This window comes from Selenomonas sp. WCT3 (assembly GCA_900100835.1).
Lineage (GTDB): Bacteria > Bacillota > Negativicutes > Selenomonadales > Selenomonadaceae > Selenomonas_A > Selenomonas_A ruminantium_E.
Map to the genome: position 1 here is coordinate 60,382 of FNCM01000006.1, position 24,633 is coordinate 85,014.

At 50.3% G+C, this 24,633-nt stretch carries 19 protein-coding genes; all 19 read right to left on the bottom strand.

All coding sequences use genetic code 11. The features are described 5' to 3' along the window. Nucleotides 1-35: 35 nt before the first annotated feature. The 19 genes from ruvC to BLQ36_RS07195 all read right to left on the bottom strand — a co-directional run bounded on the left by ruvC (nucleotide 36) and on the right by BLQ36_RS07195 (nucleotide 24,633). Nucleotides 36-530, bottom strand: coding sequence for a crossover junction endodeoxyribonuclease RuvC (gene ruvC, locus BLQ36_RS07110; RefSeq protein ID WP_074514909.1), 495 nt, complete (start codon nucleotides 528-530; stop codon nucleotides 36-38). Nucleotides 531-597: 67 nt separating this feature from the next. After that, a complete protein-coding gene (locus tag BLQ36_RS07115) occupies nucleotides 598-1,326 on the bottom strand; it encodes a YebC/PmpR family DNA-binding transcriptional regulator (RefSeq protein ID WP_033169410.1) in 729 nt (242 codons plus the stop codon). A 156-nt stretch (nucleotides 1,327-1,482) separates the two neighbouring features. After that, nucleotides 1,483-6,426 carry a filamentous hemagglutinin N-terminal domain-containing protein gene (locus tag BLQ36_RS07120; RefSeq protein ID WP_081342261.1) on the bottom strand — a complete coding sequence of 1,648 codons (4,944 nt, stop codon included), beginning with the start codon at nucleotides 6,424-6,426 and terminating at the stop codon, nucleotides 1,483-1,485. A 133-nt stretch (nucleotides 6,427-6,559) separates the two neighbouring features. Then, nucleotides 6,560-8,281: a ShlB/FhaC/HecB family hemolysin secretion/activation protein gene (locus tag BLQ36_RS07125; RefSeq protein ID WP_143558699.1), complete on the bottom strand. Its 1,722-nt coding sequence runs from the start codon at nucleotides 8,279-8,281 to the stop codon at nucleotides 6,560-6,562. Between the two features lie 97 nt (nucleotides 8,282-8,378). After that, a complete protein-coding gene (locus tag BLQ36_RS07130; protein WP_074514911.1) occupies nucleotides 8,379-8,831 on the bottom strand; it encodes a CAP domain-containing protein in 453 nt (150 codons plus the stop codon). A gap of 392 nt (nucleotides 8,832-9,223) precedes the next feature. Further along, nucleotides 9,224-10,432 carry a tyrosine--tRNA ligase gene (gene tyrS / locus BLQ36_RS07135; RefSeq protein ID WP_074514912.1) on the bottom strand — a complete coding sequence of 403 codons (1,209 nt, stop codon included), beginning with the start codon at nucleotides 10,430-10,432 and terminating at the stop codon, nucleotides 9,224-9,226. A 48-nt stretch (nucleotides 10,433-10,480) separates the two neighbouring features. After that, nucleotides 10,481-12,583: a transglycosylase domain-containing protein gene (locus BLQ36_RS07140; protein ID WP_074514914.1), complete on the bottom strand. Its 2,103-nt coding sequence runs from the start codon at nucleotides 12,581-12,583 to the stop codon at nucleotides 10,481-10,483. Between the two features lie 85 nt (nucleotides 12,584-12,668). After that, entirely contained in the window at nucleotides 12,669-15,050 is a 2,382-nt protein-coding gene (locus tag BLQ36_RS07145) for an endonuclease MutS2 (protein ID WP_074514915.1), read from the bottom strand. Nucleotides 15,051-15,053: 3 nt separating this feature from the next. Beyond that, nucleotides 15,054-17,540: a DUF3656 domain-containing U32 family peptidase gene (locus tag BLQ36_RS07150; protein ID WP_318260942.1), complete on the bottom strand. Its 2,487-nt coding sequence runs from the start codon at nucleotides 17,538-17,540 to the stop codon at nucleotides 15,054-15,056. 17 nt (nucleotides 17,541-17,557) lie between these two features. Continuing rightward, nucleotides 17,558-18,202 (bottom strand): SMC-Scp complex subunit ScpB, encoded by a 645-nt coding sequence (gene scpB / locus BLQ36_RS07155; protein WP_074514917.1) that lies wholly within the window; start codon nucleotides 18,200-18,202, stop codon nucleotides 17,558-17,560. Further along, nucleotides 18,195-18,920: a segregation and condensation protein A gene (locus tag BLQ36_RS07160; RefSeq protein WP_074514918.1), complete on the bottom strand. Its 726-nt coding sequence runs from the start codon at nucleotides 18,918-18,920 to the stop codon at nucleotides 18,195-18,197. Before BLQ36_RS07160 ends, scpB begins: the two co-directional genes overlap by 8 nt. A 15-nt stretch (nucleotides 18,921-18,935) precedes the next feature. After that, nucleotides 18,936-19,568: a site-2 protease family protein gene (locus BLQ36_RS07165; RefSeq protein ID WP_074514920.1), complete on the bottom strand. Its 633-nt coding sequence runs from the start codon at nucleotides 19,566-19,568 to the stop codon at nucleotides 18,936-18,938. Between the two features lie 21 nt (nucleotides 19,569-19,589). Next, complete coding sequence (locus BLQ36_RS07170; protein ID WP_074514921.1) at nucleotides 19,590-20,147, bottom strand: NUDIX domain-containing protein; 558 nt, start codon at nucleotides 20,145-20,147, stop codon at nucleotides 19,590-19,592. 74 nt (nucleotides 20,148-20,221) lie between these two features. Then, a complete protein-coding gene (locus BLQ36_RS07175; protein ID WP_074514923.1) occupies nucleotides 20,222-20,701 on the bottom strand; it encodes a hypothetical protein in 480 nt (159 codons plus the stop codon). 92 nt (nucleotides 20,702-20,793) lie between these two features. Beyond that, nucleotides 20,794-21,156 (bottom strand): hypothetical protein, encoded by a 363-nt coding sequence (locus BLQ36_RS07180; RefSeq protein ID WP_074514924.1) that lies wholly within the window; start codon nucleotides 21,154-21,156, stop codon nucleotides 20,794-20,796. A gap of 158 nt (nucleotides 21,157-21,314) precedes the next feature. After that, nucleotides 21,315-21,482: a hypothetical protein gene (locus BLQ36_RS13395; RefSeq protein ID WP_180364839.1), complete on the bottom strand. Its 168-nt coding sequence runs from the start codon at nucleotides 21,480-21,482 to the stop codon at nucleotides 21,315-21,317. An 88-nt stretch (nucleotides 21,483-21,570) separates the two neighbouring features. Continuing rightward, nucleotides 21,571-23,274 (bottom strand): DNA repair protein RecN, encoded by a 1,704-nt coding sequence (gene recN, locus BLQ36_RS07185; RefSeq protein ID WP_074514926.1) that lies wholly within the window; start codon nucleotides 23,272-23,274, stop codon nucleotides 21,571-21,573. 25 nt (nucleotides 23,275-23,299) lie between these two features. After that, nucleotides 23,300-23,752 carry an arginine repressor gene (gene argR / locus BLQ36_RS07190; RefSeq protein ID WP_033169398.1) on the bottom strand — a complete coding sequence of 151 codons (453 nt, stop codon included), beginning with the start codon at nucleotides 23,750-23,752 and terminating at the stop codon, nucleotides 23,300-23,302. A 29-nt stretch (nucleotides 23,753-23,781) separates the two neighbouring features. Continuing rightward, nucleotides 23,782-24,633 carry an NAD(+)/NADH kinase gene (locus tag BLQ36_RS07195; RefSeq protein ID WP_074514927.1) on the bottom strand — a complete coding sequence of 284 codons (852 nt, stop codon included), beginning with the start codon at nucleotides 24,631-24,633 and terminating at the stop codon, nucleotides 23,782-23,784.

The window sequence follows — 24,633 nt, forward strand, 5'->3', positions numbered from 1 at the left end:
ACTTCCAAAAGTAAGAGACTCCGTTTTGTTATACCTTATAACTGATTGCGCCAGACGGCGTCATTCATGCAATAGGTCGTACAGATGGCAATCGCCAGGGCATCGGCCGTATCGTCCGGCTTTGGTGGCTCGGGCAGATGCAGCAGCTTGGTTACCATGTAGATGACCTGCTGTTTCGTCGCCTTGCCATAGCCCGTGACGTCCTGCTTGATCTGCATCGGTGTCCGCTCCACGAGCCGCAGGTTGTTCTGCGCCGCAGCTAGTAGTACCACGCCGCGCGCCTGGCCTACAGGGATGGCCGTGGTGACGTTGCGGTTGAAGAACAGTTTCTCGACGCCCATAACATCGGGCTTGTATTTCTTTATCAGCGCATCAAGTTCCGTATGGATCTTGAGCAGGCGGTCTTCCATCTTCATATTCGGCGTGGTGAAAATCGACCCATAGGCATGGGGAATCAAGCGGCTGCCCTTTGACTCGACAAAGCCATAGCCGCAGATAGCCGTTCCCGGGTCAATGCCTAAAGCTAACATAAGTTCTCCTCTCGATACCAGAAAAGGGGCTCAGCCTCTGAGCCCCTTTATATTTCCGAAGCGATAATTATTCTTCGATTTCGTAGTTGCTGTAAACGTTCTGGACGTCGTCATTCTCCTCGAGTGCATCCTCGAGCTTCTGCATCTTCTCAGCGTCTTCGCCGGAGAGCTTGACCGTGTTGTCCGGGACCATGGTGATTTCCGACGATGCCGTCTCGATACCTTTGGCCTCAAGTGCTGCCTCAATATCATCGTAAGCATCCGGCTCAGCCGTAATCTCAAAGACTTCGCCTTCGTCCTTCATGTCATCAGCGCCGGCCTCGAGAACGATTTCCATCAAGGCATCTTCATCTGCAAAGGTCTCTTTTTCCACCACGAAGATGGCCTTCTTCTGGAACATCCAGCCAACGCAGCCATCCTGGCCCAAGTTGCCGCCGTGTTTCGAGAACAGGTGGCGGACATCTGCAGCCGTACGGTTGCGGTTATCCGTGAGGATATCGAGCATGACAGCCGTACCAGCCGGGCCATAGCCCTCATAAGTCAGCTCTTCGTAGTTTGCACCTTCCGTCGTGCCCTCGCCCTTCTGGATAGCACGTTTGATGTTGTCTTTCGGGATGTTGTTGGCTTTTGCCTTCGAAAGAGCAAGTTTCAGACGCATGTTGCCCGTCGGGTCGCTGCCGCCCATGCGAACTGCAATCGTGATCTCACGGCCGATTTTCGTCGTGAGTGCACCGCGGATTGCGTCGTTTGCGCCCTTTTTACGTTTGATATTTGCCCATTTAGAATGTCCTGACATGAGGAACACCGCTCCTTTTTCTTATGTTTTTCCTCCTGGGTACAGGAGGAATTGATTCTGTACTAACTGGTTTAGTATACTACGTTTCAAAGTCTTCGTCAAATAATAGAGCTCCACCATCATTGGTGGAGCTCTACGTACGCAAAGCAGTACTATTTAGGAAAGATACACATAAATCGCATCCAAATCCTCAAGTTCCAATCCCATTTCACTAAAGGCAACATGCAAAGCTTTTGCCATAACATCCACATTATGACTTGCTTCGCCTCGCTGCACTGCCTGCTCCGCGCGGCTGTCAGCCGGATGGATTCCCAAAATCGAACCATCATAGCAAATCGTAAAGGTTGCGCTATCATCGGTTAGCGGAATCGCCTTGGTATATTCACGCTTCTGTTTGGCAACACTAGTCTTGGGAATTGCCAGTTGTCGCTCTACCGGGCTCATGGTTACGCTATTCGGTTGTACATCCAAGGCATAAGTACCGTCCGGGATCACTTGTCCATTCTTGACTTTTCCCACCGGCAGTTGGGCCGTGGTCAAACCGAGGACTTGCTCCACCGGATTTGCTTTATTTGCTGGTACAGACTCATAACCTGCTGTACCCGCCTGCAAAGCGCCTTCTGCATAGTCTAGCTGCGGCCGCTCTACTTTGGTATCCGCCGGTTCCGTTACGAGTTCCTCCAAATCTGGCAGAATCGGTGGATTGGTTACTTCATCCTCAGGAATCACTTGGGGATTTACCACCATCTTCATCTCATCAAGCCCGTTTAAATCGATTGGCAGCGTCTCATTGGGGTCAACGACTACCGTATCGACTTCGGCTGCTGGCTGGGAATTAATCACCGTTGGCGGCGTGATTTTGTATACGCCGTCATACTTAAAGCGATAATTTCCCACTACATCCCCCGAATTGAGCACCGTATCATCTGCGGAAAGATAAATGGAATAGGTATCTTCACTTTTCGCTGTCCCTAGCAAATAAGCCAAAGTTGGCATGGTAGTTGCCGTATCGCCATTTACCCACTGACCGCTGTAATCCTGTCCTAGTACCTCAACATTTGACGAGTCAAAACTTTCTCCTTGACCGGTCAAATTCAACACGATTTCATGAGGAGCAACGGTGGTCTTGCCAAGCTCTGGTTCAAATTCATAATTGGCCGCATCGTTGGGGTTCTCATAGGCTGCGCCAGTAAAATGGACTACATCCGTATAAGTCCCCACAGCAGGAGTCGTGCCCCCTGCTGGAATTTGATCCGCGTAATCCTCATCGAAGTGAAAGGTTGGATTGCTCAAGGATGCCCCATTCACCAAACCATGCCCCTGACCATCATCGGCAACCGCCTCAAGGGAAACGGCATAATCCGCCGAACCATAGGTGGTCGAAAGATTTACCCAAATGGGTACACTGCGCTTGTTGATGGTAAGCGTTGCTCCATTTCCCGCAGCCGCCTGATAACCATTTTGATAGGCATTGGTATTGACAAAGGAACTGTCATTCACATCCAGGTTAATGGCATAAATGGCGTTATAGCCATCCGCAGCAGCGGCCACACCACTCGTGCGGTCAGCCGTGGCGGCAAAGCCGATACTTGAAGCCACGCCAGCAACCTTGGCCGTGTTTATCACGGCATTTTCTGTGAAGGCTGCATACTGCGTCGTCTCTGCCTCTGCCTGCCACTCCGAAGCACCACTTAGGGTCTCGCCATATATTTTCTCCATATTCGCCGCCGTTAAGGTAACGGTGGGCTGATACTTGAAGATATAGCGTCCCGTCTCGGCTTCATCTTCCACTTGAGTGTAACTATAGGCATCAGAACCGCGATTCCAAAGGGCATAGGTATCGCTGTTTAAGTTGCTGCCAAAGTCATTTGCTGCCGGCGAACCAGAGTAAACCTTCCATTTACCACCTGTTCCCGTGACAATGCCCGCAGCTTCCGTAGATGTGTTCACAAAGCTGCCACTGCCTGCATCGAGGATTACGGCATCCGTTGCCGCCGATGCCGACTGAATGTTATGGCTAAGATTAATGCTGCTTGCAATCCCATCAGTTGCTACCTTGACTTTTCCACCAGCGGTTATGCCAGCTAGTTTAACCACACCGGCCGAATCTACCTGCACATCGCCACTGGTTGTCGTAATGCGGTCCCCGATGGTCACCCCCGCACCGCCTTGTAGGGTTACCGTGTTATCGGTATTCACCAAACCCGTATAACGGTCCGAATTTATTAGTGTCGGGTCAGCGTTCGCATTGGCACCAGCCGACAGGTTGACACCACCACCAACGGTGACTTTTCCCGCGGTAGTCACCTGCAAATCGCTTAAATGTACCGATTTGCCGATATTGCCACCAATATTTACCGCGCCACTGCCGCCCTGAAGCGACATAGCCGAATGCTCCGTATTGGTTTCCTGAATGAAACCGATGACGTTGCTGCACTGATTGTTGACATCGGCCCAACCGGCGTCTGCTTTCCAGTTTACACCCACAAACGGCTGGTCAATAACGCTATCGTTATTCGGTTCATTAAAGGGTTTATTGCCATGCTTCGGATCGTGGGACCAGCCCTGGTACATATTTTCCGCTACGATACCCTGTCCCTTACCAGTTGTCGTAAAGAACAGCGTACCCTTTCCATCATTGGCTTCGCCTTCCGGCCCCGTTACCCAGTAAAATTCTCGCCCTGCTGTGACCTCTTGGCCAACGACATCCGTCTTGCCACCGATTAATGCTTCATTTGGATTGCCCGCCATAAGCGAGCCAACAATCCAGTTTTCTAGTTCGGTGGTAATCGTCGCCAAATATTTATCGCCAATCGCCGAACCACCAGCAGTGCCTTCGCGGGCAGCTATCTCCGCCAATTCCCAACGCGTCAGGATGGATTCATGATTTATCGTTCTGTTATAGGCCCAGTTCGTGAGAATATGCTTTGCTAACTGAGTATATTCTTTATCGTTCAACTGATTAAAATCTTTTGCTTCATAGGTTATATCGTTAACCGCGCCATTCAGGCCAAGTTTCACGTGATCTTTATAATATGTCCTTACCAATTCAGTAGCAGCATCCCCTGTAGGCAGGGGAGCATTATTGATTTTTTCATAATCCATAAAGCATCTTGCTTCGATTTCGGCGCGTTCTTCAGGCGTCAGCTGTTCAAAGGATTTCCAAACGTAACTCTTTAAGTAATTTTCATAGTAAATCCCTGCAATACGCTTGAGTTCCGGGTCATTCTTCACCGAATTTTGCAATGTTGGTCCTACGATAGGGTTGGCAAATAACCGGTAGGAATTTGCTGAATCCACGTTGCCGCCAATATGGATATCGCCACCACTGCCATCCACGGTAGTCGTGTCGATTACCAATTTTCCTTTGTTAAGGCCTAGCGCCACATCTCCATAAAGGGATGCTTTACCGCCATTGGTTACGATTCTGCGGTCCCCATCCACGGGGTAATTTCCCTCAGCATCTTTTTCATCATTGGCATGTCCAAAATAAGTTCCCACGCGGCCAGCGTCTATCGTCTCGCCGCAGCCAGCAGTGAAGTCGCCGCCATTGGTCGTAATATCGCGGTTAATGATAACCATACCTTTGGCATCACCGTCAGTATCAGCATGCAGATTAACATTCAGCTTGCCCGCCGTCGCCGTAATCGGAGCGTTGACTATGACATTTTGCTGTGCCTGCAAGGTTAGGGTTGCCTCACTGTTTTCCAAACCATAGGCAGCCGCAATGCCATTCATTTTCGAAACGGATTTCTCAATGGGTGCATTTACCGCAATATTGGAAATCCCCAGCGAATAAATCTGCCCCTTAGGATCATTATGATTGGCGTCCAAGGCCTGAATTCTAACACTGGTTCCATTGCTCAATCGCCAGCTGATATAATCGGCACTAAGATAACTGTGTTTTTCCTCATCCGCTTCACTTTCGCTGTTATAGTTTTGCACCGTGGAAACTACGTCACTGCTTCCAGGGGTGATATCGGTGTAACCCGCTGGGGCCTCGTTGCTGATAATGATATCTACCGGATCAATAAACCACTCACCAGCCTTTCCCGTAAGGCCCGCCGCATCGATTACCGCCTGCGTATCCACACGCAAAACATCGCCAGAGGTTTCAATCAAGCCGCCATTGCCCTGACCAACAGCTTTCAGCACAGCCGCAGCTTCGATATTGGTATCCTCACCAAGTACGCGAATGATGCCGCCGTTTGCTCCTTTTTCCAATCCCGACACGTCAAGGGCACCGGAAACATTTACCTGACCATGGCTGCCACCATCTAAGATTATCTCGCCGCGGTCATTGACACTAAGGTTCTTTGCCTCAACAATTCCCGAATGATTGACCACTTCGCTGAGCATATCGCCAGCGCTCTTAGCCGTCATAATCACCCGTCCACCTGCAGCATTAATGGTTCCACTATTGAGGACATGGGCCTGAGCTGCTTCCCCACTAGCAGTAAAGTTTAGTTTTCCCGCGGTGTCGATAGAAAGATCCAGATTTTTCACCGCACTTAATGCCACCTGGCCGCCTGCATTTTCAATGCTTCCCGTGTTCTGCACCACGGATGCATGCAAGGCCACTAAACCGCCCTGGGCCTTGATATCCGCAGCATTAACAATGTGTCCCGTCGATGTTTCATCGAGCTTCAAGGTGATTGCCTCCACGCCCTCACCAAAGCTTGTCATGAAACGGTCATCTACCTTAGCCGTTGAAGCCACCAGACTGCCCGTGTCAATTTGTGCCCCTTGGCCAAATAGGATTCCGTTGGGATTAATCAAAAAGACACTGCCACCGGCTTTTAAGTTGCCATAAATCTCCGAAGCCTTGTTGCTTATCACGCGATTTACGGCAATATCATGGGCCTGCTGCCGAAATTCCACCGTTTCTCCTTGGTCGATGTCAAATTTCTGCCAATCCAAGGCCACATGCCGCGTCTGCTGGTCCACAACTAATGTGTGATCATCCCTGCTGATTTCGGCCTTACCCGACCGAACTTTACCGCCTTCCGGAGCCGCTTCTACATTAGCAAACGAAAAAGTAGAAACCGTAAGCCCCACGGCTAAAGCTAAATGCCACCTCTTCCTCCTTGAAGAAATCATAGACGCTCCCTCCTTTACAATAAGTCGATAAAGTATCTTACATGTATTATATCGATTAAAACTATCCGAAACTTAAGTGTATTTTCTGAATTTGAAAGATTTAAGTTTCCTTTAACTTTGTTCTAAGGGAATTTTAAAAATAAATTCCCCCGCGAAGCCAGAAATGGCCACTGGCATTATTGCGGTCGTTGCGGGAGCGTTCTGCCCCCAAGGGCCAGGCATAATCGGCCCGCAAAAAACCTTCGTCGGAACGGGTCAATAAAATGCCGATACCGGCCCCTTGAAGATAGCGATGATTTTCCCCAGCTCCCTGTTTATGGCATTCCAGATTCACACCGCCGTGGTCGATGAATCCAGCCAGCTGCATTTGATTTTTATCCTTCTGCCACAGCGGATACCGCAGCTCCGCCCGCAACAGATAACCCACATCGCCCGACGCTTCGCTGGCCGGATATGCCCGTACCCCCGATGCACCACCTAAGGAAAAATGCTCCGAAGAGTCCAGATTGTGACTAGCCAATTGACCTCTAGCGGATAGCAACAAATTCAACCGATGGGGCAAATGCTGGTAATGCTGCCAGTTCACCCGCATTTTGTGGAAGGTTCCAGCAGTATGTGCCCATTTATCCTGTTGCCAACCTTCCTCGTCCCGGAAGCCTAAGGTGCCCCATTTGTAATCCACCCGCCAGCTGGAAACGCCCTTGGACAGCGTCTGCTCACCATAAAGGGACGCCACCACCCCATGACTGTATTTCCGAAGGCAGGAATCTGCCAATCGGATTTCATCGGTAAGCTTGGTATGCTCATAGTGGAGCGCTGCATAGAGGTTCCGGTACTGACTCCGCACTACGGCATAATCCAAACCAGCCGAAAGGGTTCGCGATGTTCCATAGGCCGCTAAGGGACGATAGATGTCTCCCAAGTGATACGATAGCCTATTATACCCTATCGAGGCTTTCCAGCCATTCTGCAGAACTGGCAAGGTGTAATTGATATTATAGCTGTACAGCTCTTCCCCGGTCGCAGACCCAGCCAGGGCCAGCTGGCCCCCTTCGTGTTCTGGATTTAAAATATCATAGGAAAGGCCGTAGGTATTGTAGTTGGTATACCGATTGCCATAGTTGTCCCCGGTTAACGCTCCACATTTTCCCTGATGGGGAGCTAGTTTTATCAGTACGTCCACCGTCCCCGATCGCTCCCCTGGGGATAACTTAGCCTGGGCATCAGCACCGGCTAAATCCGACAACAGCCAAACGGCCCGTTCCAATTTTTTCCGTGTCAAATAGTCTCCAGGTTTCATAAAACCGAGTTCCCGATTCACGATGTAATCATGGATTTTCGTCTTATTATCCACGTTGACCTTTCCCAGACGCCCTACCAGGATGGTGTACTCAACGATGCCGCCCGTTATTTTTTGTGCGGGCAGATAGGCCCGCGCCATCAAGTACCCGCGCTGACGAAAGTAAGCCGTGAGTTTATCTGCGCCCTGTTGAAGTTCTTTGAACGTCACCATACGCCCTTGATAATCCTTTAGCAGCTCCTGCAAAACCTTTTCCTGGTAGACATCCTGTCCCGTAATGCGAAATCCATTGACCTGAACTTTTACTTCCGCAGCCATGGACATCTCAGGCTTTTCCTCCTCCGGAACTGCAATGGTGGCCGTGCCACTGCCAAAGTCCGGAAGTTCTACCCCGTTATTTCGTTCATCACTTGTCAAAGTACCAGCATCCAGTGGCGGCAGGGCTGCTGGGGCGCAGTCTGCGATTTCACTCCAAGTAGTCAAAGCCAGCAGTATGCCGATGGCGGCGCTTCCCTTTGTCATCACATTTTTTGCCATCACTTTTTTTGCCATCATTCATCCCACACTTTCCACCAAAACAAAAAGGGAATGCTCCAGCCCTTGGCCAAAACATTCCCATAGAAGTATCCATTCTGTCAGCAATCTCATCCCATTAATCGCATGCCATTTCCTGTGCTACGTAGTAACGGCCATCGGCCCCTTTTGCACAGGAAACGCCCATCTTCGTATAATGGCGATTGAGTAAGTTGGCACGATGCGTCGGCGAATTCATCCATGCACGAACAATTGCTTCCGCATCATCCGATTTGCTAACTGCCAGGTTCTCACCGAACCAGGAATAAGATGCTTTATTCTCTAAAACCGACTTAACATCGCGGCCATCTGGACGCTGATGAGCAAAACGAGCTTTCGACTCTTCTGCACGAATCGACGAAGCTGCCATAAGCTCATGATCCAATACCATCGGAGCCACCCCTGCATTAACGCGAACTGCGTTTACATAATGCAGAATCTCATCATCAAGATTTGCTGCCGATGCCGGCGAAACAGCAAGAACGATAAGCGCGAGTACCAGCAGGGAAACCATCCGCCGCCAGCTTTTCATTTTTCTCGCCTCTTTCGTTTGTCGATCCATTTTCCTCTTATGAGTACCAAGTTTCCACGCTTCGCACCCTCCTGCCGTCGGCAGGGAAGATTCCAATTTCACAACAAACCAGCGAATCCTTAACCCGAAATGGGATTAAGGTGTTCCCTTGCTGGCACAGCCATCGCATGACTGTAGCGCTTATGTTGTTCCGCTATTCAATTTTAGAGTATTCTTGTCACTTATATTATAAACGATAATAAGCAAACAAGCAATAATATTCTTGACAACTCACGGTGTTTTCTTAACCGTTTGGCCAACTGCTGTCAAAACATCTTTACCGTTGTATTCGCTACCAAGAAAAAAAATCCTGCCAGTTTCACGTATAAAACGCAAAACCGACAGGATAAAGATTATTTTACCAGTTTAAAATATTTTTTCTTGCCCTTTTTAACAATAGCAGCACCATCTTTGAAATCTGCCGCTGTCAAGACATAGTCCACATCACTGACCTTCACATCATTCAAGGCAATACCATTTTGCTGAATGAGACGACGCCCTTCACTCTTCGATGCGACAATATTGCCAGCTGCCAAAACATCTAACAGTTTGCTGCCAGCTTCTGCCGCAACTTCCGGAATATCGGCACCAGCCCCCGAGCCACCAAACATGGCTTCTGCCGATTTCTGTGCCTTCTCGGCTTCAGCTTCGCCATGAACAATTTTTGTGACTTCATAAGCCAAGACCTTCTTAGCTTCGTTAATAGCCGAATCCTGCAAAGCACCGAGACGGCGGACTTCCTCCATCGGCAGGAAGGTCAACAGTGCCAGACATTTTTCTACGTCTGCATCGTCGACATTGCGCCAGTACTGATAAAACTCGTACGGGCTCGTCTTTTCTGCATCAAGCCAGAGCGCACCACCAGCGGTCTTGCCCATCTTCTTGCCATCGCTCTTGGTGAGCAGCTTGTTCGTCAGGCCATAGACCGCCGTGTTGTTCTTGCGGCGGTTGAGCTCGACACCAGCGATAATATTCGACCACTGGTCATCGCCGCCCATTTCGAGCTTACAACCGTAACGACGGTTAAGCTCAAGGAAATCATAGCCCTGCATGACCATATAGTTGAACTCCAGGAAGGTCAGTCCCTTTTCCCAACGCTGCTTGTAGCATTCAGCTGCCAACATACGGTTGACAGTAAAGCAAGCACCCACATCGCGAAGCAAATCGATATAGTTGAGCTTGCGAAGCCAATCGCCGTTGTTGACCATGATAGCCTTGCCATCACTGAAATCAATAAAGCGGGCAATCTGCTTCTTGAAGCATTCGCAATTATGCTCGATGTCTTCATCCGTCAGCATTTTGCGCATATCCGTGCGGCCAGTTGGGTCACCGACAGTACCGGTGCCGCCGCCCACTAAACAGATGGGACGATGACCGGCACGCTGCATATGTGCCATCGCCATAAGAGCGATAAAATGTCCAGCATGCAGACTATCAGCCGTCGGGTCAAAGCCAATATAGAACGTGACCTTTTCTTTCTCCAACAATTCACGAAGCTCTGCTTCATTCGTGCACTGCGCGATAAATCCACGTTCTTTTAAAGTGTCAAATACATTAGCCAACAAACTCTCTCCTTTGAGGTCACCTTTAAACGAAATGTCAATTGTCAATTAATTACGGGATTTGGAGATGCCGCCGCCTGGTTCCGGTGCCACCGATTCCGGCATGGACGGGGAATCATTGCCACCGTTTGCACCACCTGGTCCAGGAACCGTTTTGCTGGTATCCTGTTTGCCATTCTTACCATCTTTGGCGTCTTTCTTGTTCTCGCCTTTTTTCTTGACTTCCGTCTTTTTATCATTTTCCAGCTCGCCAATGCTATCATGCTTAGTAGCAGCCGAACCATCAAAATTCTTAGCTGGCGTCTGAGCCAGTGCCTTTTCCATGAAGTTCTTCCAAATCTGGGCTGGCAACTGTCCACCCATGACGCCGTTCATAGCCGTGTTGTCATCGTTGCCGACCCACACGCCGCAAACCAAATCCGGCGTATAGCCAACGAACCAAGCATCATGGTAATTGCTGGTGGTACCCGTCTTGCCAGCTGCCGGACGGCCGATATTGGCCCGTGCACCCGTACCGCCCTTCTTGATAACGCCTTCCAGCATGTCCGTAAGTTCGGCTGCACTGCTTTCACTGATGACGCTGCGCTGTTTTACTTCAGCCTGCTCTAACACCTTGCCGTTGCGGTCAAGGACTTTGACAATGACTACCGGTTCCACATGGACGCCCTTATTGGCAAAGGTGCCATAGGCACTAGTGAGTTCCATCGGCGTCACGCCCTTGGTCAAACCGCCCAGAGCCGTAGAAAGGGTCCGGTCGTTCTGAGGGCCGTCGAGGACAAAGGTAGAGATACCCATCTCCTGGGCATAGTAAATCGGTTTATCGATTCCCAGCTTTTGGGCAATCTTAACCGTCGGTACGTTCATCGAAAAGCGGGCTACATCACGCATGGTGACCTTGCCGCTGAAATGACCGCTGTCGTTCTGGGGACGCCAGCCATCAATGTTAATAGGACTGTCGTCGATGATGGTGCTCGGCGTGAATTTATCCTCCAGGGCTGCCGCAAAAACAAAGGGCTTAAAGGCAGAACCTGGCTGACGCACCGCCATCGTGGCACGGTTGAACTGATCCGTGCCGCGGCCGCCTACCATAGCCTTCACATAGCCGTTATGGGGGTCAATTGCCACCAATGCGCCCTGAGGCTGCTGAATCTTATTGGCATCGACTTTGATATCCGGCAGATTCTTCATGGCTGCCTCAGCGGCCCGCTGCATATCCATGTCGATGGTGGTATAGATTTTCAAACCTTCTTTATAAACCGCGTCCGCACCGTATTTATCGATGAGAACCTGGGTCACGTATTCAATGAAGTAAGACGCCTCAGAAGTCTCTTTCTTCTTTACCGGCTTGACGATATTGAGCTTTTCCTTTTTGGCCTTGGATGCGGCACTGCTGTTGATATACCCGTATTTTTCCAACTGGTCGATAACAACACCCTTGCGCTCCATAGCGGCATCCATATTATTCATCGGAGAATAATAATTCGGGCTCTTGGGGATACCGGCCAACATAGCGCATTCGCTCAAGGTTAAATCCTCGACGTTTTTGCCGAAGTAAGTCTGCGCAGCGGCCTGAACACCGTAAGCGCCCTGACCAAAGTATATCTGGTTCATATACATTTCCAGGATTTCCTGTTTCGTATACTGGCGTTCTAACTGCATTGCCAAGAATACCTCCTGGATTTTACGCGTCATCGTACGTTCCTGAGTGAGGTACGCATTCTTTGCCAGCTGCTGCGTAATCGTAGAACCACCTTCCGATACGCCGCGGCCGCGAATGTTGGCATAAAGGGCGCGCAAAATACCGCGCGGATCTACACCACTGTGTTCGTAGAAGCGGTTATCTTCAACGGCCACAAAGGCATTCTGAAGGTCCTTCGGAACCTGCTGAATTTTAACTGGCCGCCGGTTCTCCGCCGCATGAACGTTGGCAATCTCGTTGCCGTTAATATCGTAAATCTGCGATGAGGCCGGTGGCAGAATATCATTTGCTAAATCCGGCTTCGTATTCATACTGGCAGTCAAAAAACCACAGCCAATTCCAGTAACCATGACCAGTAAAACCAATCCTAATCCCAGAAACACGCGTTTCGCGGTGCTGCTGCCTTTTTTTGTGGGACGTTTTTGACGGCTCGTATTTGAATGTTTATCCATGAGCTGCCTCCTTAAATTTATACTGTTTCATTTTAACACAAAACGATTGCATCGTCTATGAAATCAACAGCTCCAAACTATATCCTTATTTCAACGCTACCACTGTAGCACCAGTTCCCCCTTCGTTAATATCGGCGAACTGGAAACTTGAAACGTTGCGATGACGTTTCAGATAGGCATGGACGCCTTTGCGAAGGGCTCCCGTTCCTTTGCCGTGAATGATGAGAACCTGAGTGAGCCCGGCAATCACCGCATCATCCAGGAATTTGCCCAGGGTCATTTCGGCTTCATCCACCATCATGCCGCGAATATCGATATCCCGGCCAATGTTCTGGGTCTTCTGCAAGAAGGAACCAGACTGACTGTTGCGCTTCTTGCCACTGATAATTGGCTGGGGCTTTTCCTTTTCTCCATGGGACAGGAAGGTACAACCAGAAGCCTTGACTTTGGTGCGTAGGCTGCCCAGCTGAACGGTCAGCTCTTTGCCCTGCACTTCGATAACCGTCCCCTTCTGGTCCAGCTTCTTAACGTAGATTACATCCCCCGGCAACAGTTTTTTGACATCAATCTTCTGCCCAACGCCCTTCTGAGCCATGATGCCAGGTCTTGCCTTCTCCGATGCCTCGTTGATTTTGGCACGGGCTTCGGCAATTGCCTGCTGGCGAGCGCGGATGCCCTGGTCGTCAAACTGCTCTTTCAGGTCCTTGATAACCGCTTCCGACTCCCGGCGGGTCTGACGAATCATCGCCGCACTCTTTTCCTTGGCCTTGCGGATGATTTCGCCCTTTTGTTTCGAAAGCTCACTCTTGGCATTTTGCAGTTTCAATTCCAGCTGGGTAACCCGCTGCTGACGCTCCCGAATCTCGGCATTCATCTGCTCATACATCATCTTTTCGCTTTCCAGCTGATTGATGACGTGTTCAAATTGAGCATGGTCTGCTTTAACCAGCTGCTTGGCCCGCAGGATAAGGGATTCGGAAAGCCCCAAGCGCTGACTGATGGCAAAGGCGTTACTGGCTCCCGGAATGCCGATGAGCAGCCGATAGGTCGGCCGCAGGGTCTCCACATCAAATTCGACGCAGGCATTTTCAATGCCCTCCCGGGTATAAGCAAAGGTCTTAAGTTCCGAATAATGAGTGGTTGCCACCGTCGTCGCCCGAACCTCCAGCAAACGTTCCAGAATGGACATAGCCAGGGCAGCACCCTCTTCCGGATCCGTACCGGCCCCAAGCTCATCGAGGAGCAGCAAATCGTCGCTCTCAACTTTGTCGAGAATCCGAACGATATGGGTCATATGGGCCGAAAAGGTGGAAAGGCTCTGCTCAATGCTTTGCTCATCGCCAATGTCGGCATAGAGATTCTGATATACGGCAATCTCCGAATCGGCCTCCACCGGCAAATAGCAGCCCGACTGAGCCATAAGAACCATGAGGCCCAGGGTTTTCATGCTGACGGTCTTACCGCCGGTATTGGGTCCCGTTATGAGCAGCATGCGATAATCTTTCCCCAGGGTAATGCTGGTGGGCACTACTTTGTCTCGAGGAATCAACGGATGACGGGCATTCTTCAGCACCGTGCGCCCCTCTTCATTGATAAGAGGCTTTACGGCCTCCATATCCCGGGCGAGTTTTGCCTTAGCAAAGGCAAAATCGATGTCGCGAAGAATCTCGCAGTTGGCGGTAAGCGGTTCGCTATCCCGGCTGATTTCCTGGGACAGCTGGCGCAGGATGCGCTGAACTTCCTGCTGCTCAGCCAGCGTCAGCTGTTTCACATCGTTGTTGAGTTCCACTACCGCCATGGGTTCGATAAAAAGAGTTGAACCACTGGCGGACTGGTCATGGATGAGCCCCGGAAAATGGGTGCGATACTCCGCCTTAACCGGGATAACATAGCGCTCATCGCGGACGGTAACGATGGCATCCTGAAACATCTTCTGATACTGGGCATCGTGAAGGATGTTGTTTATCTTGTCCTTGATGCGGACCTGGGAACTTTTAAGTTCCCGCCGGATGCGGCGAAGTTCCACACTGGCATCCTCCCGCATGTTGCCGTGTTCATCAATGGTCAGCGAAAGATTGCGCTCGAGCTGGCCCAAAATCTCAATGGAATGCGCCCCCTCTTTGAGCACCGGCACTTCCATTTCCAAATCCCGGAAAAAGCGCTTTACCGTGCGCATGGCATAAAGAGTGCTCATAACCTCCTGCAGTTCGGCTAAATCCAGCACGGCACCCTTGCCCGTCTTCACCAGCAGCGGGCGGATATCATGAATCCCCCCCAAAGGCGGTGCCGTCATGGCAAAAACAGTAACGGCCTCTTCCGTCTCCTGGAGCCATTCGCTGATTTCGCTGAAATCCGAACTTGGATAAAGAGCCCGGGCTTTTTCCTTCCCCAGGGAAGAACCAGCCCTATCGGCCAGCATCTCCGTGATTTTTTCGTATTCTAAAATGTTAAATGACTCGTTTTCCATCTATCACAAAACCCCTCGATAAAAATGTCCTCGCGTGATTTCGCTGCCTTCCTGCTCTTTTACCCAAGCCTCCTGTGCTTCATCGAGCTCTGCTGGAAATTTCATGGCTTTGCGGTAAGCTTTGACCAACTGCCGGATTTCCCCCTCAGTCATGGCCTTGGCTTCAAGCCGCAATGTCCCAACGCCCATAGGCGCAAACTTCATCGCATGGGGCAGCATGGAAAGGCATTTGCTGTTGAGCACATGCATGTGGCAATATTGGTCCATGACCAGCGGGAACTGCGCCTCCTTGCGATCCTTTAAGGCATAACGTCCCTTCGTGCAAGGCTGGCTGCAGGCACCACAGTCGACGCCCCCTAAGAAACTTCCCGTCACGCAATACTCGGAAATCATGAGTTCCAGCCGGCCGTGAACGATGCAGCTAAGAGGCAGGGCGCTGTCTTTAGCAATGGCCTGGATTTGTTTAAGATTAAGCTCCGGCGACAAAGTGGCTTCTGCCACTCCGTATTCCTTAAGGAATGCCAGCGTGCTTTTATTATAGGAAATCAGCGAATAATCTGCATGAACGGGAAAATCCGTAAGCCGTTTTACCAAAGCCAGGGCACCAATATTGTGCACATGAACCGCATCAGGGGGGCAGGTCTTCTGCCAGGCCAATAGCAGCTTTTCGATGGCCCTTTGATGATTTTCCTTGATGATACGCGGAAGGTTGAAGTCGATGCGCACCTTGGCAGACTTAGCAAGGTTCCAAGCCTGCTGATATTCTTCCAGCGAAATGGCTTTATGGGTGTAAGACTCTCCCCCAAAGAGAATGCCATCGGCGCCACCATCTATAGCTGCTTTAAGCTTTGCAATGGAGTCAACCGACACCATAAGGCTTGCCTTTTGGGCAGGTTGCGGACACGCCGTCTGCAAAGGGGCAAAGTTCCGTTTGGAGAAGCGGAACTCTGCCAAACGAAGTTCATCCAACTGCTCCACAGCCTTGCGGCGGGCGTCGTTAATTTCACTCATGGGAATCATGACTTCGCCATCAATATCCACCGTAAGCGATTCCAGTTCGTAAACCGAAGTTCCCAGGCGATTGATTTGCTTTTGCACCGTCTCTTCGGTCAAGGGACGCTTCCGAGCCAATTCGCCAATAAACTCCGTTGCGGCGCTGGTCTTGTGCCCCTTTCCATCATCCAACAGAATCGTAAGGGGCTTGCCAATGGCAGCACGAACCGTTGCTGAAATGGGGATACGGCGTACCGGTGCTCCGGACGCATACATTTCCTTGCCGGCTTCCATAAGAGCCGCATCATAGACCTTAAACACCCGGTCGTGATCACGAACCGCCGAGGGAATCGCAAAGGATACCGTATCACCGGCCTCGCCCCTGGTGATATTTTTGCCTTTGTCATCCCAAAGCTCCTGAATCGTCGCAGTCACCCGGCCGCCGACTTTTACCCAGAAATCCACCTGGTCGCCAAGGCTTAATTTGCCACTGAGCTTTACCGTCACGATACGTCTATCCCAGTCGTATCGGCTGACCCGGCCGATGAGTAGGCCACGGTTGTTGGGCCGTCTATCGCTCATCATATTTTTGCCGGGGCGCCCCAGCAAGAAGGCCGTGGTAAAGTCGCGATTGAAAATCTGCGCCAGATTGTCGCGGGCCTGGTCCGAAACTTTATAGCCTGCACCAGCATAGAAGGTATCGATTGCCTCGCGATAGGTTCCGACCACCGTCGCCACATACTCCGGACGCTTCATGCGGCCCTCGATTTTCAGCGATGCTACTCCAGCTTCAATGAGCTCGGGGATAATATCAATAGTGTTGAGGTCTCGGGGAGATAACAAATAGTTTCCCGCCTCGCTCCCTAGCACATCTTCCCCCTTTTCATCTACTAGGGTATAGGGCAGACGGCAGGGCTGGGCACAGCGGCCACGGTTGCCGCTGCGACCACCAATCATGCTGCTCATAAGACACTGGCCCGAATAGCAGACACAAAGCGCCCCGTGCATGAAGACCTCAATCTCCACATCGCAGTTGGCACAGATATGGCGAATCTCTTTTAACGATAATTCACGAGAAAGCACCACCCGGGTAAATCCTAAATTCTGCAGTGCCAAGACGCCTTCCAAACTATGGACGGTCATCTGCGTACTCGAATGAAGGGGTAAATCCGGCACCGTCTCCCGTGCCAGTTTAGCCACCCCCAAATCCTGTACCAGAATCGCATCGGCTCCTGCTTCGTAGAGGAATCGCAGATAATCCCGAACCGCTGGAATTTCTTCATCACTGACAATCGTATTTACCGTAACATTAATAAGCACACCCCGCAGGTGTGCAAAACGGATGGCCCAGCGCAGGCCATCCTCATCAAAATTATTTGCATAGGCGCGGGCACCAAACATACTGCCCGCCAGATATACTGCATTCGCACCACTTTCCACAGCCGCGATAAGCGCTTCGCGGCTGCCTGCCGGTGCCAATAATTCTACCAATTCCATTTCCTCCTGAAAAGAGCTTAGGGCTCTCCCTGATTCTCTATTGAATCGCTGTCTTCTTGATTCTCTGCCGCCTGAAGCTGACGGACTTCGTTGAATAATTCCATCTGCTCCGCATCAAGGCCGGCTGCCGCTTCCTCCGTAGTGGGTAAATCCGGCAAATCCTCCAAAGAGTTAATGCCGAAACACCGCAGGAAAGTATCCGTCGTTCCATAGAGGATTGGCCTGCCAATTACCGCCTTGCGACCCACTTCAGCAATGAGTTCAAGTTCCATGAGCTTTTGCAAGGCCCGTTCCACTCGAACGCCGCGAATCTGCTCCACTTCTGCCTTGGTTATCGGCTGCTTAAAGGCGATGATGGACAGGGTCTCCATCGTCGGCGCCGAAATCTTGCGGTCGACAACTTCCGTCAGCCGTTCCACCACGGAAAAGGCCTCCGGCCGTGTTGCCATCTGATAACCACCGGCAACCTGCCGTATGGTAAGTCCGCTCCGTCTGGCATCTAATGCCTGCGACAGTTCCTGCAACAGATTTTGCGTTCCCAAAACATCCAGCTGCAAAATACGGGCAAGTTCTGCCGCCGACATCGGATTGCCCGTAGCAAAAAGGACAGCTTCAAGCATACCGAGGTCGGTTATATCCAGCCGCTGTGCTGGTTCAGTCATCTTCTTTTTCCTCCCGGGTACATATATAAATTTCCGCAAAAGCACGCTGTTGTTTGACCGTTACGGTCTTTAGCTTCATGAGCTCAAGCAAAGCCAAAAAGGTCACAATAAGCTCGTTGCGCGTTCCCGTCTCAAAAGCTTCCGAAAACAACAGGCGCCCATGGCTTCGCTCCAACAGCGACAAAATATCAGCCATTTTATCCTTGATGCTGAAGGTTTCCGGTGTTACCAATGCTTTTGGAATTGACAATTCCTGTTTGACGGATAAAACCGTATGAAAGGCCTCCACTAAGAGTCGCAACGAAAGATTTCCTGGGGGCAGATGGTGCACCGGAAGCTCCATGGGCTCACGGCTAACATAGCGCTCCTGAACCCCAGCCATATCCCCTAAGACACCACTGACCTGCTTGAATTTTCGGTACTCCAAAATGCGCGCCACCAGTTCTAAGCGCGGGTCTTCCACTTCCCCTTCCTCGTTTACCTCTGGTTTTGGCAGCATCATGCGAGACTTAATCTGCAAAAGAGTTGCGGCCATAACCAAAAAGGAACTGGCAATCTCGATGTTGAACTCACGAAAATGGTCTAGATATTCGACATACTGCCGGGTCAGCTCAGCTATAGGAATATCATAAATATCAATCTTATTCTTTTCAATCAGATGCATGAGGAGGTCCATGGGCCCCTCAAAGGCATCAATCTTTACTTTGTAGTCCTCCATATCCCAAACTTTCCCTTAGAAGAGCAAGCCGAGCAGGAAGGAAAAGAGCTGCCATATCATCCGCCGTGCCGGAATAAAAATCATATCCAAAACCGGCGTAGCCAGAATCACAATGAGAATGATAAAGCTGTACCGCTCCAAGTTTGCGAACTGATAAGCCAAATCCCGGGGCAAAAGCTGTTTTAGCACGTGGGAACCATCCAATGGCGGCAGTGGAATCATATTGAAGATAGCAAAACCGATGTTGTACTCCGTTATGAGCAGAAAAACCGTCTCTAAGCCCTTGTCATGAACCTGGCCTCCTGTTGCCACGAAATACAGCTGCAAGAACAACAGCGCTGCAAAAGCGGTGATAAGGTTTGCCGCCGGTCCTGCAATGGATACCAGAATGTCATCACGGCGAGGCTCTTTGAAGTTATGAGGATTTATCATAACCGGCTTAGCCCAACCGAAGTGAAACAAAAACAGCATAAGCATACCAATCGGGTCCACATGGGCCCGCGGGTCAAGAGTCAAGCGCCCCATCATGCGCGGCGTAAAATCACCAAGCCAAACAGCTACCTGCGCATGGGCATATTCATGAACCACCATGGCAATAATCAAACCAGGCAGTCCAGCCACGATATGCATCAGATTAAAATCAAACATCTCATTCCTCCATTATGGGTATTACTTGTCCTGTTTTTCCCGCAGGCGGCGTTCCACCAGCAGAATCGAAGCCACTGACTTGGCATCGCAAATCCGTCCATCTAGAACCATAGCCACCGCTTCTTCCAGCGGCATCTTTACCACGTTGATAAACTCATCCTCATCAGGATGCTGTTTTCCCGGGGTAAGGCCCTCAGCCAGATACATGTGGATATATTCATTCGAAAAGCCCACCGTGGTAGCAATAGTCGAAAGTTTGGTAATCCGTTCCGCCACATAACCGGTTTCTTCCGAAAGTTCACGCTTCGCACAATAAAGCGGGTCCTCATCCGGCGCATCGAGTTTGCCGGCCGGAACTTCTAGCGTAACCTTGCCAATGGGATAGCGATACTGGCGAACCAAAATTACTTCTCCCTTATCGGTAAGCGGAATAATCGACGATGCCCCCGGATGAGCAATCCACTCCCGGGTCGCTTTATTGCCATTGGGAAGCGTGACTGTATCGCGCTTGACATGAAGCAAAGCACCATCAAAAATATCTTCACTGCTGACTTTTTTCTCGATCAATTCTTCGTCCATCGTTGCTCCCCCTATTTGTTCATATCTTATTTATTTTACTATGGGACCTCCAGGATTTCAAGCCTTCCCCGTGCTTAGCGAAAAACCGTCCACAAAACCAGCACCACGGCCAGCAGGCATTTGCCTCCCACCACAAACATTGATAAATTAGCCCAAACCGATGTGACATCCATATATTCACTCATCCGGTGAGCAATCTCATCGGGCTCATTTGCTGCCAAGAGTTTCCGCATGCGATAAAAGTCTACCAGGGAATCCACAATCAACGCCGCCGCAACAAAATAAAAAGCCCATTGCTGCCAAGGGCGAAGCTCCGCGTATTGGTAGGTAAAGAAGAATCCCAATCCATCAATCATTAGCAGTGCCACCGACATCAGCAGAAACATTTTGCCAATGCCTTTGCCTGACATGAATTTTCCCATGGACTCAATCTCGTCCTGCCACTGCTTTCGTTCCTCGTCATCAATATCCGGTCCCGTATGTACCAGCAATGTCTGCAACGCATAGCCGCTGACCAGCAGCCAAAAAATCGCATAACATTGAATTCCTAACATGATAAATAAACCTCCTGCAAATTCGATTCTATCCATTAGTATACAAAGCAAAGCGCCCCATTGCAACTGCAATGAGGCACTCTTCCCTCCATTTAGCGGCGGCGTTTAACCTCCGGCCATGGACGAATATGTTTGGGATTCGTAGCGACACCGTCGAGTCCTACCCAACGTGAAGAAAAGGATTCAAGGTGTGCTTTCTTTTCTTTCGTTTTACCATTCCTATTCGCTGAGCCAACGGCAACAAGATTCTGTGCATTGACCACTTGTTTTTCTTCCTGCTCCGAAGCCCTGGCGCAACCACAGCCACAATCCTGGATATAATTGCTTTCCAGTTCTTCCTGGGAAAAAATTGTGAAATTACCACAGGCACAACGACACCAGTAATACTCGCTGCCGAATTTGTCCTTGCGCCCCGTCGACTCTAGAACAGTAATCTTTCCAAACTGCTTGTCCAAATTCTTTTTCTCCTCCCTATCGAGGATATATATCACAATCCACCTTATTATATTTCGTCTTAATTTAACAAACTCCTGCCAGCAAAAGCTCTTTTTTTACAAAAGGAGAGCCTTCTGTCGCAAAACAAAAGGCTCTCCTGCTAAATCAAAAGGCCAAATCAAACGCGGATTATGGCCACATTCTCCTTATCCACATCCGGATGTTCTTCCACAACCATCTCAGACATCGACGTTGAATCCTCACTTACTTCCACAGCTACCACTTCATAGCTGATACTCCAGCCACCACGGAATACGCGGTGACCGGTAGGTACATATTCCTTCATTCAATTTTCCTTCTTTCCAAATCTCTCACAATCCTTCCTAAGATTATCATGATTTGAAAAAAAGTCAATATGAATTTTTACAAAAATATCAGCTAAAATTGTTTTTTATTACCATTGCATGACTTACCATTTCCTTGGCATTATCCAAAGAAGCGGCGGTGACATCAACGCCGGAAGCCATGCGGGCCACTTCACTGATGCGTTCCCGCTCGGAGAGCTGATGTACCGAAGTAACCGTCGCGCCCGCTGCTGTGGATTTCGAAATGTAGAGATGGATATCGGCCATGCAGGCAATCTGTGGAAGATGGGTGATACAAAGAACCTGCTTGAAACGCGCCACCAAGGCAATGCGCTCGGCAACCATCTGGGCCGTGCGGCCGCCAATTCCTGTATCAATTTCATCAAATACCATGCTGGGAACGGAAGCGTCACGAGATGCAGCCACCGTCTTGATAGCCAGGGCAATGCGGGACAATTCACCGCCAGAAGCAACTTTTTGCAGGGGCTTTTCCGCTTCGCCAGGGTTGGCCGAAAAATACATGGCCACGGCATCGGCACCACCCGGTAGAAATTTGCCCGCTGGCGTTACGGCAATGCGAAAGACTGCCTTGGGCATTCCCAGCGCCGTGAGTTGTTTGCCAATGGCAGTGCCTAGTTCCTTGGCCGCTTGGGTACGTAGTTTGGTCACCCGCTCCGCTTTCGCCGTCAGTTCCTGCTTCAAGGACTCAATCTGTTTTTCCAGCGCCTGCATGTCTTCATCGTAATTTTCGATGTCCTGTAATTCCTGCTGGACTTTTTCCTGATGGGCCAAAATCTCCTCAATCGTGGCACCGTATTTTTTGCGAAGCTTGTAGATGACATCCATCCGGCGCTGGAGTTTATCCAGCTTCTCCGGGCTAAACTCCATGCCCTCCCCGTAGTCGCGAAGTTCATAGGCCGCTTCTTGCAAGGAAATGAACGCCTCTTCTACCATCTTCTGCGCGTTGGCCATGGATTCGTCAAAGCGGCTCATATCCAACAGGTTTTTCTTGACCTTCGATAAAGCAGCTAAGACGCTGCCCCCGTCTTTCGAACCATTTTCCAGCAGGTTATAAGAATCTTCCACATAGCCAGCAATTTTTTCCGCATGGGATAATTTGCGAATCTGGGCTTCGAGTTCCTCATCTTCCCCTGCTTTGAGCTGGGCTCCCTCGATTTCCTTATCCTGCCAGCGAAGCATATCGAGCCGCTGGGCATATTCCCGGGAAGCCTGTTCCTTTTCTGCATACAGCTTGCAACAGCTGTGCCAGTTGTCGTAGGACTGCCGATAAGCCGACAGGGCAGCAGCAAGTTCCGGAACATAGCCATCTAACAAATTAAACTGGCTCTCTTCCTTTAACAGGGCCAGATTTTCATTTTGGCCATGAACATCCACCAAAAAAGAACCAATCTTCTTGAGGACCGCCAACGTGACATGACAGCCATTTACCAGCACCATGCTGCGGCCGCCATGGGTCACCTGCCGCGTGATGATTAGCATGCCCTCGGAATCATCGATGGCCTGAGATGCCAGATATTCATGCAACGCCGCCGCTTCCGATTCCAAGGTAAAAACCGCTTCCACCCGAAGCCACTCACAGCCTGTGCGAATCGAATCCGAAGAGATACGATTGCCAAGGATTGCTCCCAAAGAGTCAATCAGTATGGATTTACCGGCGCCGGTCTCACCCGTAAGAATGTTGAGACCAGGTCCAAACTCTACCTGTACATGTTCAAGCAAGGCAAAATTCCAAACGGTCAAAGTTTTCAGCATCGAAGAAGATCTCCTTTAGTGTGCATCATTTCAAATAAGACTGCAGGCGATGCAGAATTTTTTCGGTAGCTTCCTTGGGCTTGATGACCATGATGATGTTATCGTCACCAGCCACCGTACCGATGACTTCGGTCCAATTCGCGTGGTCTAGTGCCGAAGCCACCGTGTTAGCGCCCCCCGGCAGCGTCTTGACCACAATGATATTTTCACTGTAATCGCAAGCGGTAACCGTGTCAGCAAAGAGACGATGCATGCGCTCTTCTGTGAACAAAATTGCGTTCTGCATCGGCGATGCATACCGATAGCGTCCGTCGCCAGTGGGTACTTTAATGAGCATCAGTTCTTTGATATCCCGGGATACCGTTGCCTGAGTCACCTGTATGCGGCGTTCCCGCAGTGCTTCGGCCAAATCCTCCTGCGTCTCTATGACTTGATTATCGATAATATTCTTGATTACGGCATGACGTACACTTTTCATCTGTCCACCTCTCCTTGTCTAACGATATATCAGGCATCTTTCCAAAGCTTCGTCCGAAGAATCTGGTAGTAATCTTTGTCTTCGAACTTCACGATGCCTGCCTGTACATTTGATTTCATAACGGTGACTTCATCCCCCGGCAGCAAGCGGAAACTTTCCTGTCCATCAAAGGTTACGATGATGTCCTGATGGATGGCTGCAATCTGAATGTGAACCACATCGTCCTCCCCCACTACCAGCGGCCGCATATTAAAGGTATGGGCACAAATTGGCGTAATCAGCAGCGCGCGGATATTCGGATTCATAATGGGGCCGCCAGCGGAAAGAGAATAAGCCGTAGACCCCGTTGGGGACGATACGATTACCCCATCGGCTTTGTAATCCATCAAATGGGTTTCATTAATGCTAAGTCCCAAGTGAAGCATGCGGGCCACGCCGCCCTTAGTCACCACCACATCGTTAATGGCATGTCCTAAGAACCGCTCCTGCCCACTGGATTTGACAAAGCCCGCCAAGAGCAGACGGTGTTCAATCTGGTAATCTCCCTCCAGGATTTTCTGAAGCTTGGTTTCTAGTTCCCCCAGCTCAATATCTGCCATAAATCCGAGGGTGCCAATATTGATACCACAGACTGGCACCGACCGGGCACCATACCGGCGACATACCCCCAGCAGCGTCCCGTCACCGCCAATACTCAAGGCGATATCGGCTTCAATTTGTTCAATATTGGGTACCCCGTATTCTTCGAAACCAAAGAAGCGCGATTCATCAATGGGCATGATGAGTTTTACATCCTTGTCCCGATAGAAATCCATTATTCGTTTTAAAACTTCCGGCGCCTGGGGTTTATCCACATTCGGAAAAATGGCGATAGTCAGCAT

Excerpts from the sequence above, each read along its gene's own strand:
- ruvC (WP_074514909.1), bottom strand. The coding sequence starts at position 530 with ATGTTAGCTTTAGGCATTGACCCGGGAACGGCTATCTGCGGCTATGGC.
- BLQ36_RS07115 (WP_033169410.1), bottom strand. The coding sequence starts at position 1,326 with ATGTCAGGACATTCTAAATGGGCAAATATCAAACGTAAAAAGGGCGCA.
- BLQ36_RS07120 (WP_081342261.1), bottom strand. The coding sequence starts at position 6,426 with ATGATTTCTTCAAGGAGGAAGAGGTGGCATTTAGCTTTAGCCGTGGGG.
- BLQ36_RS07125 (WP_143558699.1), bottom strand. The coding sequence starts at position 8,281 with ATGATGGCAAAAAAAGTGATGGCAAAAAATGTGATGACAAAGGGAAGC.
- BLQ36_RS07130 (WP_074514911.1), bottom strand. The coding sequence starts at position 8,831 with ATGAAAAGCTGGCGGCGGATGGTTTCCCTGCTGGTACTCGCGCTTATC.
- BLQ36_RS07140 (WP_074514914.1), bottom strand. The coding sequence starts at position 12,583 with ATGGATAAACATTCAAATACGAGCCGTCAAAAACGTCCCACAAAAAAA.
- BLQ36_RS07145 (WP_074514915.1), bottom strand. The coding sequence starts at position 15,050 with ATGGAAAACGAGTCATTTAACATTTTAGAATACGAAAAAATCACGGAG.
- BLQ36_RS07150 (WP_318260942.1), bottom strand. The coding sequence starts at position 17,540 with ATGGAATTGGTAGAATTATTGGCACCGGCAGGCAGCCGCGAAGCGCTT.
- scpB (WP_074514917.1), bottom strand. The coding sequence starts at position 18,202 with ATGACTGAACCAGCACAGCGGCTGGATATAACCGACCTCGGTATGCTT.
- BLQ36_RS07160 (WP_074514918.1), bottom strand. The coding sequence starts at position 18,920 with ATGGAGGACTACAAAGTAAAGATTGATGCCTTTGAGGGGCCCATGGAC.
- BLQ36_RS07165 (WP_074514920.1), bottom strand. The coding sequence starts at position 19,568 with ATGTTTGATTTTAATCTGATGCATATCGTGGCTGGACTGCCTGGTTTG.
- BLQ36_RS07170 (WP_074514921.1), bottom strand. The coding sequence starts at position 20,147 with ATGGACGAAGAATTGATCGAGAAAAAAGTCAGCAGTGAAGATATTTTT.
- BLQ36_RS07175 (WP_074514923.1), bottom strand. The coding sequence starts at position 20,701 with ATGTTAGGAATTCAATGTTATGCGATTTTTTGGCTGCTGGTCAGCGGC.
- BLQ36_RS13395 (WP_180364839.1), bottom strand. The coding sequence starts at position 21,482 with ATGAAGGAATATGTACCTACCGGTCACCGCGTATTCCGTGGTGGCTGG.
- recN (WP_074514926.1), bottom strand. The coding sequence starts at position 23,274 with ATGCTGAAAACTTTGACCGTTTGGAATTTTGCCTTGCTTGAACATGTA.
- argR (WP_033169398.1), bottom strand. The coding sequence starts at position 23,752 with ATGAAAAGTGTACGTCATGCCGTAATCAAGAATATTATCGATAATCAA.
- BLQ36_RS07195 (WP_074514927.1), bottom strand. The coding sequence starts at position 24,633 with ATGCTGACTATCGCCATTTTTCCGAATGTGGATAAACCCCAGGCGCCG.